13 protein-coding genes are annotated in these 16,050 nt (G+C 57.1%); 9 read left to right on the forward strand and 4 right to left on the reverse strand.

All coding sequences use genetic code 11. The features are described 5' to 3' along the window. The first annotated feature begins 15 nt into the window (after positions 1–15). The 8 genes from tssA to BVU99_RS15525 all read left to right on the forward strand — a co-directional run bounded on the left by tssA (position 16) and on the right by BVU99_RS15525 (position 10,102). A complete protein-coding gene (gene tssA, locus BVU99_RS15490; RefSeq protein WP_099817239.1) occupies positions 16–1,611 on the forward strand; it encodes a type VI secretion system protein TssA in 1,596 nt (531 codons plus the stop codon). An 83-nt stretch (positions 1,612–1,694) separates the two neighbouring features. Then, positions 1,695–3,449 (forward strand): type VI secretion system baseplate subunit TssF, encoded by a 1,755-nt coding sequence (gene tssF, locus BVU99_RS15495; RefSeq protein ID WP_099817240.1) that lies wholly within the window; start codon positions 1,695–1,697, stop codon positions 3,447–3,449. Continuing rightward, positions 3,413–4,498 (forward strand): type VI secretion system baseplate subunit TssG, encoded by a 1,086-nt coding sequence (tssG, locus tag BVU99_RS15500; RefSeq protein ID WP_099817241.1) that lies wholly within the window; start codon positions 3,413–3,415, stop codon positions 4,496–4,498. Before tssF ends, tssG begins: the two co-directional genes overlap by 37 nt. Continuing rightward, entirely contained in the window at positions 4,476–5,021 is a 546-nt protein-coding gene (gene tssJ / locus BVU99_RS15505; protein WP_099817242.1) for a type VI secretion system lipoprotein TssJ, read from the forward strand. Before tssG ends, tssJ begins: the two co-directional genes overlap by 23 nt. Then, on the forward strand, positions 5,021–5,476 hold the full coding sequence (gene tssE, locus BVU99_RS15510; RefSeq protein WP_099817243.1) for a type VI secretion system baseplate subunit TssE: 456 nt from the start codon (positions 5,021–5,023) through the stop codon (positions 5,474–5,476). Before tssJ ends, tssE begins: the two co-directional genes overlap by 1 nt. 11 nt (positions 5,477–5,487) lie before the next feature. Beyond that, entirely contained in the window at positions 5,488–5,958 is a 471-nt protein-coding gene (locus tag BVU99_RS15515) for a hypothetical protein (RefSeq protein WP_099817244.1), read from the forward strand. Positions 5,959–6,003: 45 nt separating this feature from the next. Further along, entirely contained in the window at positions 6,004–7,374 is a 1,371-nt protein-coding gene (locus BVU99_RS15520) for a VasL domain-containing protein (protein WP_099817245.1), read from the forward strand. Between the two features lie 52 nt (positions 7,375–7,426). Then, on the forward strand, positions 7,427–10,102 hold the full coding sequence (locus BVU99_RS15525) for an AAA domain-containing protein (RefSeq protein ID WP_210403909.1): 2,676 nt from the start codon (positions 7,427–7,429) through the stop codon (positions 10,100–10,102). Between the two features lie 233 nt (positions 10,103–10,335). On the opposite strand, the gene BVU99_RS15530 is transcribed toward BVU99_RS15525, so the two are convergent. Then, positions 10,336–10,584, reverse strand: a complete 249-nt coding sequence (locus BVU99_RS15530) for a CsbD family protein (protein WP_016927634.1) — start codon at positions 10,582–10,584, stop codon at positions 10,336–10,338. Positions 10,585–10,805: 221 nt separating this feature from the next. Between BVU99_RS15530 and BVU99_RS15535 the strand changes: the two genes are divergently transcribed. Continuing rightward, positions 10,806–12,302, forward strand: a complete 1,497-nt coding sequence (locus tag BVU99_RS15535; RefSeq protein WP_099817246.1) for an alpha/beta hydrolase — start codon at positions 10,806–10,808, stop codon at positions 12,300–12,302. A gap of 30 nt (positions 12,303–12,332) precedes the next feature. Here the strand turns inward: BVU99_RS15535 and BVU99_RS15540 are convergent, their stop codons facing one another. Genes BVU99_RS15540 through BVU99_RS15550 form a run of 3 tightly spaced genes read right to left on the reverse strand, consistent with a single transcriptional unit; the run spans position 12,333 to position 16,000 of the window. Beyond that, the gene (locus BVU99_RS15540; RefSeq protein WP_025302920.1) at positions 12,333–13,370 is read right to left on the reverse strand and encodes an ABC transporter ATP-binding protein; all 1,038 of its coding nucleotides are present in this window, start codon (positions 13,368–13,370) and stop codon (positions 12,333–12,335) included. Then, entirely contained in the window at positions 13,367–14,950 is a 1,584-nt protein-coding gene (locus tag BVU99_RS15545; RefSeq protein WP_099817247.1) for an iron ABC transporter permease, read from the reverse strand. Before BVU99_RS15545 ends, BVU99_RS15540 begins: the two co-directional genes overlap by 4 nt. A 33-nt stretch (positions 14,951–14,983) precedes the next feature. Next, entirely contained in the window at positions 14,984–16,000 is a 1,017-nt protein-coding gene (locus BVU99_RS15550; RefSeq protein ID WP_043143486.1) for an iron ABC transporter substrate-binding protein, read from the reverse strand. Positions 16,001–16,050: the final 50 nt, after the last annotated feature.

The following is a 16,050-nucleotide window of genomic DNA, read 5'->3' on the forward strand; positions in this document are numbered from 1 at the left end:
GGATGAGGAGGAATAATGGCCGCATTACAGAATGTACTTCATGCGTGTGGGGTGGATGAACATGCCTTGCTGAGCCAGGCCCGGGCGCGTAGCGCTGACTGGGCGAACTGGCTGATGCCGGTGGCGGCGGATCGCCCTACGGGTGACGATCCCGGCTACGACGATGATTTCCAGCGGATCCGCGAGGAGGTTAATAAACTCTCCGGTATTGATACGGGATTGATTTGTGAACTGGCAGAAAAACTGCTGACCAACGTCTGTAAGGATCTGCGGGTGATCGGTTTTTACATCTGGGCGCGTCTGCACCAGGATGGGGAAATCGGGTTGGCGCAGGGGGTTGAACTGTTGGCGGCCATGCTTGAACGGTTTGGCAACGAGCTCCATCCTCTGCGCGCTCGCAGCCGTCAATCCGCGCTGGCGTGGTTGGCTAGCCGTCGCGTGACTGACAGCCTTGCTCTCTATCCTGAGGTGGATATGTCCGTCATGCAGCGCATCATGGGGGCGCTGTTATTGTCGGAACAGGCGTTTATCGCGCTGGATGAAGCCTCCCGCCCAGATCTTGGCGGGCTGTATCAGGCTTTAGATAACCGGCTGATCCAAAGCGGCGGGGCAAACACGCTGGTACCGCAAACCAGCCGTGAAGAGGGCGCGCCGGTTACCTCGGCGCTATCGTCAGCGCCGGCGTTGAATGCCGTGACGTCAGGGCGTGATTTGCTCGATCAGGCCAAAGTGTTGGCGAAATACCTGCGTGACCAGCCCGGTGGTTGGCTGGCCGGGCATCATTTGTTGAAAAGTGTCCGCTGGGACACGCTGACGGACCTTCCTCCTCTGGATGCCGCCGGTCGCACCCGCCTGGCCCCGCCCAAACCCGACAACAAAGCGCACCTCAAACGCCTGTTTTTGCAGAAAAACTGGTTAGAACTGTTAGAGCATACGGACTCGTTGTTGGCGCAGGGCGTTAACCACCTGTGGCTGGATGTGCAGTGGTATGCCTGGCAGGCACTGGCGAAACAGGATCATGACAGCGTGCGTGCAGACATTCTCTGCCGTGATTTGAAAGGCCTGCTGGCCCGCCTCCCAGGGCTGGAAGCGCTGGCTTTCAGTGACGGCACACCTTTCGCCGATGAAGTGACGCTGAACTGGATAAATGAAAGCGTGCTCGATGACATAGCCGGATGGAGAGAGGAGTCGGTATCCGTCGTGGCCAGCAGCCACGATGATGTGCTGGCACTGGAGCCGGAAGTGCTGGCGAAAGCCGACAGCGAGGGTATTGAAGCCGCGCTCAACTGGCTTCAGGTTCAGCCGGGTTACACCTCCTCCCGGGATCAATGGCTGATGCGCCTGCTGATGGCCCGGGTGAGTGAACAGTACGGAAAAAATGACATGGCGCTGCATCTGCTGCGCGAGCTGGACGACAGTGCCGGCACGCTTACGCTTGCGCAGTGGGCACCGGCGCTGATGTTTGAAGTCAAAGCCCGCCGGCTCAAACTGCTGAGAGGCAGATCCGGGCGCGGCGAAGTTGATAAAACCCGGCTGCAGACCGAAATGGATACGCTGCTTTCCGGGCTTATCGTGCTGGATCCCGCACGCGCAGTGGTGCTGTGCGGGTAACGCCTTTCATCCCGTTTTTCCCCTCTCGTCCGGTTCCGGTTTCCGCGATCCCCGACAGACATTCAGCCTCAAACAGAGACATTATGGACGACTTAACCCTGCGTTATTACGACGCTGAAATGCGTTACCTGCTGGAAGCCGGCGAAGAGTTTGCCCGCGCTCACCCGGAGCAGGCGGCAATGCTCAACCTCGATAAAGCGGGTGCGCGCGACCCGTATGTGGAGCGCCTGTTCGAGGGCTTTGCCTTCCTGATGGGCCGGCTGCGCGAGAAGCTTGACGACGATTTGCCTGAGCTGACCGAAGGGCTGGTCAGCCTGCTGTGGCCGCATTATCTGCGCACCATTCCGTCGATGTCGGTGGTGGAGTTCACGCCCGAGTGGCGCGAAATGAAAGAGACGATGCGTATTGTCAAAGGCTTTGAGGTGAACTCGCGGCCGATCGGTGAAAAGGGCACGCGCTGCCGGTATACCACCACCAAGGAAATAGATCTTCCGCCACTGGCGCTGGAATATGCCCGCCTGTCGACCGATGCGGAGGGCCGTTCGGTTGTTACATTGCGCTTTAACTGCAGCGAGCTGGCGGACTGGAGCCGTATCGATCTCCGCCATATTCCTTTCTATTTCAATGCCGATGCGCCGCTGGCCTGCGCCATGCATGAAGCGTTCACCCTAAATGTGGCCCGGATGGGGTTGCGGATGCCCGGCGATGTGGACTGCAGACCGCTGGAAGGGCATTTCACCTCGCTCGGGTTTGGCGAAAACGACACGCTTTGGCCGAGGAGCAACGGCAGTTTCAGTGGCTACCAGCTCTTGCTGGAGTACTTTACCTTCCGCGAGAAATTCATGTTTACCGGCCTGCGTGGGCTGGAAACCGTGGCTTTTCCGGCTGAACTTCCCTGGTTTGAGATTGAGATGGTGCTGGCCGAACGCTGGGCGCATGACTTCAGCTTTACCGAAAAGCATCTGCGTCTGAACTGCGTGCCGGTGATCAACCTGTTCCCGCTGGAATCCGATCCCCTGACGCTGAACTCGCTACAGACCGAATACATGCTGCGCCCAATGCGCGTGCAGGATGGCCATACCGAGATTTACGCCGTGGATTCGGTTATTTCTTCGAGTGGCCATAGTTACGTCCCGTTCTCGAGCTTCCGCCACAAAGGCGGGATGATGCGCCATGGGGCTCCCGAATATTACTACCACACCCGTGTGCGGCACGGCCCGTCCGGGTTGCATAACACCTGGCTCATCCTCGGCGGCGAAGCCTTTGATAACCACACCGTGCCCGAAGATGAGAGTCTGTCGTTGACGCTCACCGGCACCCACGGTCAGTTACCGCGGCGTGCGCTGCAAAGTACGGTGCTGGATACCGTGATGAAAACCACCTCGGTCAGTATCAGCGTACGTAACCTTTGCGCACCGACGCTCCCGTGTTATCCGCCGGCACAAGACCGCTTTCACTGGCGTGTACTGAGTCATCTCGGCAGTGGTTTTCTTTCGATGATGGATAACGCCGACGTGTTACGCGGCACGCTCGCGCTGTATGAATGGACAGACAGCGAAATGAACCGCCGCCGGCTGGAGGCCATCATCGACGTGAAGCACAGTGAAATTGAACGCTTTGAACAGGGCTACCTGGTGCGCGGTGTGCAGGTTGATGTGACCCTCGACAGCCACGGTTTTACCGGAAGAGGAGACATCTGCCTGTTCGGTGAAATGCTGAGCCGCTTCTTTGCGCTCTACACCGACATCTACCTGTTTAATCGCCTGATTATTATTCTGCAACCGACCGGAGAGCGTCTGGAATGGGAAGAGAAGCACAATCGCCGCATTCCCGGCTGACCCCACGGCTGGAAGCCGACCTTAACCGCATTAACTTCTACCGTTTCTGCCAACTGCTTGAAAAACTGAACCCGGACAGGCCGTTACTGGGCTCCACCAGCCACCCGGCGGACGATCCGGTGCGCTTTGCTCCCCATCCAGGGATGGGGTTTCCGGCCAGTGAACTGAAAACCGTCGAATATGACGAAGACGATGACAGTAAACCCCCGGTCATCCGCACGACCTTCATGGGGATGTACGGCGTCGATTCTCCGCTGCCGACCGCGTATCTCGATGATATCACCCAGCGCCGGGAAGGGCATGAGGCGCTGCAGGGCTTTTTGGATATCTTCAACCATCGCATCCTGACACAGTTTTATCGCATCTGGCGCAAATACTCCTACCCGGCCACGTTCGAACCCGGAGGGACCGACAGCCTCTCGCAGTCACTGTTGGGTCTGGTAGGGCTGGGCATTCCCGGCACCGCAGAACATATCGCCACGCCAGTGTCACGCTTTCTGTCATTGCTTGGCGTGCTGCAGCAGCCCGGAAAAACCCAGGAGGGTATGCAGGCTCTGGTGCAGTTGCTGGCGCCGGATACCACCGTGCATCTCAGCCCTTACTGCCTGCGGCCCGTGGAGGTCAGTAAACCATTGGGCTTTTACGATGATGAGGATGTTCTGCTGGATGGCAACATGCCGCTTGGCGACGAAGTCATGGATGCCGGCAGCCAATTGCTGATTGCACTCACGACAGAGAACGAGCAAGAGGCTCGAGGATGGAAACCGGATGGGCTGCTGTATCAGGATTTTCTGGTCATGCTCCGGGTCTATCTGGGGTGGCGCTTTAAGGCAAAAATCACCCTGACCACCCAGACCCACCTGCTGGCGCTCCCTCCGCTAGGCGAAGGGCCTTTCTGGCTCGGCATGAATGGGGTGTTGGGCGCCGATGAGAGTGAACTTCCTGACGATATCCCGCAGGCCTTTACCACAGAACTGGGTTATTACACCGGCCTGCAGTCTGCAACACCACAACAAGGAAACCGACGTGTTACATACAAGTTTGCCTAAATCGGCTTGCTGGTTGCCGGCGCTGCTGGCGTTGAGTCTGACAGGCTGCGGCCTGACTCAGGGCGTCAGTGACGGCACCAAATCGGCCTTCACCGCTGTATTCTATAAAAAAATCAAGGTACTGCATCTGGACTTCACGGCTCGCGAAGCGCTCAACACCGACTCCCGCGAGAGTCATTCGCTATCGGAACCGGTCATGGTGCGAGTTTACCAGCTGAAAGATCACAAAGCCTTCGACAAGACGGTGTACCAGCAACTGCTGAAAGACGATGAGAGGGCGCTCGAGGCTGACCTGTTGGCCACACGAGAGGTCGTGGTGAAGCCAGGTGGAGATGCAACCCTCGACATGCCGATGGCTGAAGAGGCGAAATATGTGGCCGTGGTGGGATTATTCCGCCATCCGGATACGGTGAAAAATACCTGGAGGTTGACGCTGAATCGTGAAGAACTCGATCCGGACAAGGCCCGGGTGGTTGAGGCCGGGGATAACCATCTGACGCTGCTGCCGGTAAAGGATAAATAATGTCCCAGTCTCACCACTCGCCCTCGCTATATGAAATGCTTGCCGGTAATTTCTCAGGCGGCCTCGATTTACATCAGGTCAGTGAAGAAAATCAGGTGATCCTCTCCGTCCTCGACAATATGCAACGTATTCTCAACTGCCGCGCCGGCACGCTGGCGCATCTGCCGGACTATGGTCTGCCGGATATGACCAAAATCCTCCAGGGAATGCCCGGTACCGCGCATGAGCTGATGGGGACGCTGTCGGCGGTGCTGCTCAAATACGAGCCTCGGCTGAAAAAGATAGCCGTGATACTTCTGGAGCAGGAAATTCCTGGGGAACTGCGTTACGCCGTCGACGCGGAACTCAACGGTATCGGGCTGGTGCGCTATGGCACGGAGTTTAGTCCCGAAGGACGGGTGCTGTTACGCCATCTGAAGCAACAGCAGCATCTCGACAAAGCAACACGGACGTAAGGCCAAACATCATGTCAGTAAAATCACAGTTCCTCAAAAAGCTACAGTCCCGACACCCTACATCCGCCGCTTCAAACAACAAAAGTCAGATCGATATCGCCACATTTCGCTGGGGAATGGAACAGCTTCAGGCGCAGATGGACACGTGGCTGATGGAGACTGGGCTGAATGCGCAAACGCTGACGGCCTCCATGATGGATTTGCTGGTGGAGGGCGGCGCTTTTGAGATCCCGGCTATTGTTCTGCATTATGAAGATCGGGTAATAAAATTTATGCCGATATTTCTGTACGGCCAGGGCGTGATGGGGTGCGTGGAGGCGACTCTCCATACGGGGAAAAGCGTTATCGCTTTGGGGCGCCTGTTCATGCGGGCAGGCCACGTGAGCGACTGGACGTTTACGCCCCCGGGCTCGTTGTCCCACACCGGGGACGTCTTCGATGAAGAGACATTTTATCACCTGATTGCCGGCCTCCTGCCATAACAATCACCGCCTATAGCGGTAGATACATCAGATGGACAATGGGTCATGAATGACAGTATCCCTCGTAAAATCAAAACCGGCGGCGACCCGCGCACCCTGCCGGACTATGTTGCTTTGCGCGATGAACTGAACAAACTGACACACCCGGCTCGCCCGGATGTGGATTGGCATTATGTCGAAAATCGCTGTCTCTCGCTGTTTGAGCAAAACGGTGTGGAACTGCAGACGGCAGCCTGGTACACGCTCGCCCGTACGCAACTGGCCGGGGTAGTCGGTTTGAACGAAGGCCTGACAATGTTGGAAGCCCTGATTGGCCATCAATGGGGCGTCTTCTGGCCTCAGCCTGCACATGCCCGAATGGAAATTCTCAGCAGTCTGAGCCGGCGATTGCAGCAACGAATGCGCATGCTTCCGCTGAATTACGGCGACCTCAGCGAGCTGTATCGGGCGGAGCAATTGCTTACCCGTCTGGGCAACGAGTTGCAGCGGCTGGAGCTTAAACACCTGAGCCAGATCGAGACATTGCGAACGGTGCTGCACAACAGTGCTGTCCGGCTGGAAAACAGTGACGATACATCCGGTTTTGACACTGCGGGTATCGTGCTGTCTACCACGGCGATGAATGGGCCGGAAATATCGGCTGATGCTCTGCCCGGTGTCGCGGCCAGAGAGAAAAATGCCCCGGACAGTACGGTGAGGTGGGAGTCTGTGCCACAGCCGGAACATCAGCCTAATGTCGACATCATCGCGGCGATCCCGGTGCCCGCAACAAAGTGGGCGTTCTTCGCCGCCGGGATGTGTACCATGCTGGTGCTCAGCGTGGCCGCGATGTGGGGCAGGCCTTATCTTCATCGGCCTGATCCGCTACAGGCCCAGCTTGCCGCCTCGCTGGCGCCATTACCTGCACCTCTCACGCCTGAACAGCTGAATATATTCCGCCAGCAATCGCCGTTACCGCAAACGACACAAACACAGCGGCAGATTACCCGCCTGAGTGAACTTCCTCCTGACTGGAATATCGTCTACAGCCGGCAGCTCGTCGAACAGGCTCAAGCGCTGTGGCCTGAACGTATTAACCCTCTGATACAACAGTGGCAGCAACAGATTAATCTCTCAGTACTGCCTGTTGATGCATTGAATGGTTGGCATGAGGGAATGATCCAGCTTCAGGCGCTGGCCGATAAACTGAATGCGCTTGACGGCCAGAAGGGAAGATACATCACCGTCAGTGAGCTTAAATCGCAGGTCTTTGGCATGATGACAAGTTTCCGACAGACCGTTCCGGTGGAAGAGCAGTTTCGACAGTTGAGACAGTTACCTGAAGATTCACCGCTGCGTCCGCAGCAGCTTCTGCAGGCTGAGCAACACCTCCGGGCACAAATCTATTCGCTGGTTCAGGAAAAACACCGTGACTGATATAAAGGTGCCTGGCGTGCCCTTTGTTAAACAATGATTATTGGGTGATAACATGGTTACGATTTGCGTCGAAGGGGAAAATAAAACCCACCAAATTACGGACTGGACTTTATGGCCAGGAAATGACACAGGCGAGATTATGCTGAGCTGTCACTTTCGTGGCGGAAAAAAATATACTCGCCCGCTTTCTGTCTGTCAGATAACACCGACCAGGCTCCTGCGAAATGTTTTTCTCGAGCGGGAGGGATGTTCTGTCACCTCATTGACTCAGAGGGTTATTATATATGGTAATAAATACGCAGTTGTTTATTATCCTGGAAGTAATAAGCCTTACGTTATGAGAACACTGGGGCTCGATTTCCAGGTATGCTCTGACTTTACGGATCACGCCGCTTTTAATTATTTTATTCGTGTGGCTAATGACCGCATTTTTCATGCTCGTGGAAACGACAGGAGTATCGCTGAGAATGTTCTTCGGCAGCTCAAGAGTGTTGTTCCTCATCCGGATACGGCTCTGCATGCATACTGTACAGGACAGAGTAAAAAACGCGAGTCTCCAGAGGGGATGATTTTTCCGTTTGGTCTTAATGAAAGCCAGTTACTTGCAGTAGAGCGGGCATTTTCTTCACAGGTTTCAGTTATCGAAGGGCCTCCGGGCACTGGCAAAACACAGACGATACTCAATGTTATCGCTAATATTTTGATTCAGAATAAAACGGTGGCAATTCTGTCCAATAATAACACTGCGGTCAGTAATATTTATGAAAAGATGGACAAGCAAGGGTTGGGGTATCTGATTGCCCGGCTGGGAAATGCAGAGAATAGACAACAGTTTTTTGCTACATCCGCTTCGCTTTCTGATGAGGCATTATCAGATTCGCCTCCGGCACGTGAAATTGATGATGTACTTCAGCAAGTGAAAAAACACCTGAATGCCATTAACCAGGTTGCTTCGCTGCAAGCCGAAATTAATGAGCTGAGTGTTGAATATGAATACCTGCAGCAATGGCAGGAACAGAATCCTTGGACGGAAGGTTCCTTTGCCGGCAGTTACCGCTTATCCACCCATAAAACAACCGATCTGATGGCTTACATTCATTATCTTTCCGATCGACGAATTGGGCTAAAAAATAGGATTGACTTGCTGTTGAATTTCAGGATTCTGAGAGTAAAGCCGTTGGGCAATCAGGAGAAAAGACGGGCGCTTTTTACCTTTCTTCAATTATCTTATTATGAAAGAGCTATCCAGGAAAAGAAAAAGGCTCTGACTGAATGCAATGCATTATTAGCGTCGGCTGATTTTACTTATTTACTGGGCCAGCTTACATCGTTATCCATGCTTTATTTAAAGAGACATTTGCGGGAGAGCATTTCAGCAACGTCCTCTTTTTCGGTGGATACATATCGGCATGACTTTGATAGTTTTATAAAACGCTTTCCTATTATCGGTAGTAGCACTCATTCGATTATTAACTCCATCGGTAAAGGTGCGATTTTTGACTATGTCATTATCGATGAGGCCTCGCAACAGGACATTGTTCCCGGCATCCTTGGGCTGGGGTGCGCACGTAATGTGATTATTGTCGGCGATCGCAAACAGCTCCCACATGTTCCGATATTACACCCGAACATACCACCGGCCCAGCACTATGATTGCGTAAAATACAGCCTACTTGATTCTCTTTGCATGCTATTCGGTGAAACGGCTCCGGTAACGCTTTTGAAAGAACACTATCGCTGCCATCCTAAAATTATTCAGTTCTGTAATAAGCAATTTTATGACAATGAATTGATCCCGCTGACGACAGATTCAGGCGAAGCCTCATTATCTTTAGTGGTCACGGCAAAAGGAAATCATACCCGTAACTTTTCAAACCTCAGGGAACTTGAATCCATTGAAGGGCATTACTGGGATGAGGAAAGCAGCAGAGGATACATTGCCCCCTATAATGCACAGGTTAATTTGGCTGAGACGGTGCTGCCGGCCGATTTTGTGAAATCGACGGTGCATAAATTTCAGGGGCGAGAGTGCGATGAAATTGTGTTTTCTACCGTGCTGGATAAGAAATGCGCTAGCCAGCAAAGTCGGAACATCGCATTTGTTGATGATCCTAATTTGGTGAACGTGGCTGTTTCCAGGGCCAGAAACAAATTTACGCTGGTGACCGGCGATGATGTTTTTGCAAATCACGGCAGACACATTGCCGCTCTGATTCGTTACATCAAATACTACGCTAACGACGGAGACGTTTTCGAGAGCCCGGTGATCTCCGCGTTTGATTTGTTATACAGCGAGTATGATAAATCATTGGAGCGGCTGAATAGCCGGTTGAATCCGGAGGATTCACGTTTTAAGTCAGAGCAGATCACAGCCAGTTTGTTGAGGGATATCCTGTCGCAGGAGAGCTACCGAAGTATGATGTTCCACTCACAGATAGCACTTAACCAGTTGGTATCATTGGAACAGGGAGATTTTTCCCCCAGAGAACTTTCCTTTATGCGTAACGGGGCCAGCTGTGATTTTGTGATTTACTATAAGGTCGGAAAGACCCCGGTAGGTGTTATCGAGGTGGATGGCGGCTATCATCGGGAAAAAGCTCAGATTGAGCGTGATGAACTTAAGAACAGCATACTGAAGAAATGTGATCTGCCATTGCTTAGGCTTCGCACGATAGACAGTGATATCACAGGAAAACTGGGTTCATTTCTATCAGGCCTGTCGGAGTAATCGGAGCAAAAGCTCAAGACGCCAATATCGTGTTCGGTATTACACGGCATTCTGTCGTTATTGATGAAAAGGGGCTAAAACCCCACAGAAAAGTTTGTGGTAAGATACACGAAAAGGCATAGAGGTGATCATATTGATTTTGTTAGCATAATCAGCAGATCGAAAAACTCTATGCCGGTCTTTTCTTGGGGCCTTAGCCAGTACGTCCTGTTGTCGTAGGGCGCATTCGCCGCTTATTTGCGTCCCAGCAGGAAGCCGAAAACGATGCCGACCGCTGCTGCAACGGCTACGCCGGCCAGCGGGTTGGCTTCCACCTGCGTTCTTACGCTGTCCGCTGCGTCACGGGCGGCATAGCTGGCCTGGGAGGCGTATTTGCGCGCCGCGCCGCGCACCTGATGCTCCGGCGAATCAACGGCTTTGCCGAACGCTTCTTGTACCGCGCCTGCGGCTTCATTGGCTTTGTCTTCCGCTTTACCAAACATGCTGCTCTCCTGTTCCTTGTGGGTTAACGAACACTAAGCCTAGCAGGTGAATGGCATTTTTTGCAGCATTCTGTGCGTTATAAGATCAATCTGAGCAAAGAAAAGTCTTTCCATACGCACGGCGTCGGCTTCACCCGCGCGTTTTTTTATGTTCTATTGGCTAGCGGTTTAACCGAGTATCTTTACCCTTTGACCGATTCGTTGAGTTGAAAGGACTCCCCATGTCAGTACTGCGTATTCTGGCGCTGTTCGCCGCGACCGCCGCCGCGTTGCCCGCCCTGGCCAAGCCGGCGGCTCACGGCATGGCGGTCGAGAACGGCATTCGTTGGCAATCTTGTCTCAACAGCGGTTTTCAGCGCTGGTTCGATGAGGCGCCACCGCCGGGGCTGCGCTGCGGTTACCTCGAGGTGCCGTTAGCCTACGCCACGCCGCACGCCCATGCGGCGCAGGCGGGCGAACAGACCGTGCGTCTGGCACTGACCCTGCAGCCCGCTACCGGGCCGAAAAAGGGCAGCGTAGTAATGATCAGCGGGGGCCCAGGCCTGCCGGGCATCAACCCCTATCTGGGCAACGACGCCCACGTCGCCAGACTGCGAAAATCCTACGATATCATCGGTTACGATCCGCGCGGCGTCGGTCAGTCGACGCCGAAAATTTCTTGTCAGCTGGCCGAAGGCGACGAAACCCCGACGCCGGACGATAACGACGTTGCCGGCGCGGAGAATCAGACGCGCACCCTGATTGCCGCCTGCATCAAACAGACCGGCGCGGACGTGTTGCAACACATCGGCACCGACGAGGCGGTCAACGATCTGAACGCGATCCGCCACGCGCTGGGCGAACCGGGGCTGACGGCGGTGGCATACTCTTACGGCACCAAGGTGGCGGCGCTGTATGCCGAACGTTTTCCGAAGAAGACGCGCGCGCTGGTGCTGGACGGGGTGGTGGATCTGGCGGAGGACGACTTCACCCAGCGCATGAACCAGGAGCGGGGCTTCCAGCAAAGCTTCCTGCGCTTCGCCGCCTACTGCGGCAAAACCGACAGCTGCCAGCTGGGCGGCGGCGCTAATCAGGCGCTGCAGCGCTATCATGCCTTACTGCGCAAGCTGCACGATCAACCGTTCGTCACTGCGGCGGGCTATGAAATCTCCGCCGACGATGTGCTGACGGTCACGCGTTCGCTGCTGCTGTGGCCGGAGCGCTGGCATGAGCTGGCGACCGTGCTGCGTCAACTCGATGCCGGCATCGCCGGGCAGCAGGTTTCCGATCTGATTGACGAAAGCTATTCGCCGGATGCCGATGATGCCCTGAACGTCATCACCTGCGCCGACGTCGCCAACCCGACGGCCGATCCGCAGCAGTTGCGCAGGCAGCGGCAGGAGATCAATACCGCCGCTTTGTACGCTCACTACCTGCCGCTACACGAGTATCCGCTGGAAATGTGCGATCTATGGCCGTACCGCGGCAAAGATCGGCCGCACACCCCGGTGGCGTCCGCCGCGCTGCCGCCGCTGCTGTTCGTCGCCCAGCGCTACGATCCGACCACGCCGTACCGCAACGCCCAGGTGATGGCCGCCGCCTTTAAAAGCCCGCTGATCACCCGCGAACGCGACGGACATACGCTGGCGCTGAACGGCATCGACAGCTGCGTTGACGAAAGCGTGGTGGAGTATCTGCTGGCGCCGAAAAAGCCGCGCCGCGACAAGGTTTGCCGCTGAGGAGGCCGGGGCAGCCCGGCCACAAGAGAGTCAGCCGGCGAAAATATGCGCCTGGCCCATCACGTTGAGATTGACCTGTGCACCGGGCCGCAGGCCTTCGCGGCTGACGGTTTTGATCTCGAGCTGTGCGCCGGTGGCCGCCATTTGCAGATTGAGGGTGGAGACGAAGCCGGCGAAATCGATGCCGGTGATCACCGCCTGGCCGCGCTGCGCCGGATCGGATAAACCGATTTGAATCTGCTCCGGGCGCAGCATGATGCGCGCTGAGCCGCTGCGTTGGCGATCGTCGACGGCGATGCGCCCCAATGCGCAGTCTGCCCAGCCCTGCGCCAGTTCGGCGGTCAGCACCAGCGTTTCGCCAAGGAAACTGGCGGTCGGTTCATCGACCGGGCGCAGATAGAGATCTTGCGGCGCGCCCACCTGCGCCAGCCGGCCGTTGCGCATCACCGCCACCTGATCGGCGAACGACAGCGCCTCGCTCTGATCGTGCGTAACCAGAATCGACGCCACTTTGGCCTCCGTCAGCAGTTCGGCCACCGCTTTGCGGGTGGCGGCGCGCAGGCCGGTATCCAACGCCGAGAACGGCTCATCCAGCAACATCAGCCGAGGTTGTTGCGACAAAGCGCGCGCCAGCGCGACCCGCTGCTGCTGTCCGCCGGACAACTCGTGCGGCCACAGCGCGGCCAGGCGGCGATCCAGCGCTACCATTTCCATCAGCGCCTCAATACGGTGCTGTTTCTCGCGTTTGCTTCCTTTAAGGCCAAAACCGATGTTGCCGGCAACGGTAAAGTGCGGGAACAGTGCGCCATCCTGCGGGACGAAGCCGATGCCGCGCAGATGCGCCGGCACCCAGCCGCCGCCGTTGCCCATGGCTTGCCCTTGCAGCAGGATCTGGCCGCCGTCGGGGATTTCAAAGCCGGCGATGATGCGCAGCAGGGTGGTTTTGCCGGAGCCGGAAGGGCCGACGATCGCCGTGCGGCTGCCGGCGGCAACCTGCAGGTCGATGTGTTCCAGCACCCTGATGGCATTGTAAGATTTTCCGATACCGTGCAGTTCGAGCGTGCTCATAGTCCCGCCGTACGTTTAGATTGAGAGTAAAGAAGCCAGGTGAGCGGCAGCGACAGCGCCACCATAATCAGCGCATAAGGCGCGGCGGCGACATAGTCTATCTCGCTGGTCAGCGCCCAAAATCCGGTGGCCAGCGTGCGGGTGCCGTTCGGCGCCAGCAGCAGCGTGGCGGTCAGTTCATTGGCGATCGCCAGAAACACCAGCGCGGCGCCCGCAGCGGCGCCCGGCGCCGCCAGCCGCAGCGTGGTGCTCCACAGCGCCTGCGCCGGCGATTTGCCGAGGCTGCGCGCCACGTTTTCCAATTCCACCGGCGCCTGTGCGATACCGGCGCGCAGATTGATCAGCGCCCGCGGCATAAACATCAGCAGATATGCCAGCAGCAGGGTGATTTCGGTCTGGTAAATCGGCCGGAAGCTGTGAATGGTGATGGTCACCAGCGCCAGCGCCACCACGATACCAGGCAGCGAGCTGGTCACGTAGTTGCAGCCTTCCAGCACCCGATACAGCCGGGCCGGATAGCGTACCGACAGCCAGGCCATCGGAATGGCGCACAGCGTAATCAACAATGCGCCAGCGGCGGACAGCGACAGCGTTTGCCACAGCGCGGGCCACAGCTCGGCGTTACGCCACACCTCGAATCCACCCAGCCAAAGCCAGCGGGCCAGGGTGATGAAAGGCACGCCCAGCGCCAACGCGGTCAGCGCGATCGGCAGCAGCAGCGCCAGTGCGGCGAACGGCGCTGACAGGCGACGCGGCGTTTGGCTGCGGGCGCTGCCGGAACCGACGCGGGCATAGCGCGCGCGGCCGCGGCTTATCGCCTCAAGCAACAGTAACCCCAGGCAGCACAGCACCAACACGCCGGCCAGCATGTTGGCCGCCGGGCCGTTGAAGGTCGACTGGAACTGATCGAAGATCGCGGTGGTAAAGGTATCGAAACGGATCATGGCGTACAGGCCATACTCCGCCAGCAGGTGCAGCGCGATCAGCAACGAACCGCCCCAGACCGCCAGCTTCAGCTGCGGCAGCACCACGCGGAAAAACACCGCCGGCGGCCGGGAACCAAGCGAGGTAGCGACGTCTTCGATACCGGGATCCAGGCGGCGCAGCACGGCGGCGGCCGGCAGGTAGATAAACGGGAAATAAGCGAGCACCGAGATGAAAACGCCGGCGCCCAGGCCGTGCATCGACGGCACCAGGCTGATCCAGGCATAGCTTTGCACGAAGGCCGGCACCGCCAGCGGCGCGGTCGCCAATACCGCCCAGAGACGGCGGCCCGGCAGCGTGGTGCGTTCGGTCAACCAGGCCAGGGCCACGCCCAGCACGGCGCAGATCGGCAGCGTCAACACCACCAACAGCAGGGTGTTCAACAGCAGTTCCGCCACGCGTGGGCGGAAAACCAGTGCTTTGACCATTTGCCAGCCGGTTTCAAACGCCACGCCGATAACGAATCCCAGCGGCAACAGCGCCAGCAGCGACAGCAGCACGGCGCTGGCCACCACGATCGCCCCTGGCCGCGGGTGACGGGGGACAACAGAATAACGCCGCGCGGTCTGCGCGGCGTGGGTACTCAGGTTTGACATAACGATCAAAAACTCTCGGTTTGCCGGCGGGCCTTACAGCAGGCCGGCCTCGGTCATCAGTTCGACCACTTTTTTACTGTTCAGCTGCGCGGCGTCTACTTTCGGTGCGTCCAGATCTTTCAGCGGCACCAGTTTCGGGTTGGAGGCCGCGCCGACGCCGACGGCGTATTCGAAGGCGTTGTTGGTGCGGAGAATCTCTTGGCCCTGTTTGCCGGTGATCCACTTGATGAACGCCTGCGCCTGCTGCTGATGCTTGCTGGAAGCCAGCACGCCGCCGCCGGAGATGCTGACGAACGCGCCCGGATCCTGATGTTTGAAGTAATACAGCTTGATGTTGTTGCTGTTCTCGCCGGTTTTCGCGCCGTCAACGAACGGGTAGTAATGATAGATCACGCCGCTGTCGATCTGGCCGGCATTGACCGCTTTCATCACCGTGCTGTTGCCTTTATAGGCGGTAAAGTTGGTTTTCATCGCTTTCAGCCACTCCAGCGTGGCTTTCTCGCCTTTCAGCGCCAGCAGCGCGCTGACGATCGCCTGGAAATCGGCGCCCGATGGCGAAGCGGCCCAGCGGCCTTTCCATTCCGGCTTGGCCAGATCCAGCAGCGACTTCGGCAACTGCGCGTCGGTCAGTTTGGCCGGGTTGTAGACGAACACGGTAGAACGGGCGGCGATGCCGGTCCAGCGGCCGTGGCTGGGGCGATATTGCGGCTCTACCTGGGCCAACGTCGCGGCGTCCAGCGGGGCGAACAGCTTGGCGTTATCCACCAACACCATCGCCGGGGAGTTTTCCGTCAGGAACACGTCGGCAGGCGAGGCGCTGCCTTCCTGCACCAGCTGATTGCCCAGCTCGCTGTCGCCGCCGTTGCGCAGCGTGACTTTGATGCCGGTGTCTTTGGTAAACCCGTCGACCCAGGATTTCACCAGATTTTCATGCTGGGCGTTGTAAATAACGATGCCCTGGTCGGCGGAGGCCGCCTGAGCGCCAAAGGCCAGCATCATCGAGGAGGCGAGCAGGGCGACGGGGCCGAGAGATGAAATACGCAGCTTCATGCAGTTATCCTTTTTAGCGTTCGAATGAAGAAAACGAATATCGCCTGGCA

The organism is Serratia sp. OLAL2, from assembly GCF_002752475.1.
Classification (GTDB): Bacteria; Pseudomonadota; Gammaproteobacteria; order Enterobacterales; family Enterobacteriaceae; genus Serratia; species Serratia bockelmannii.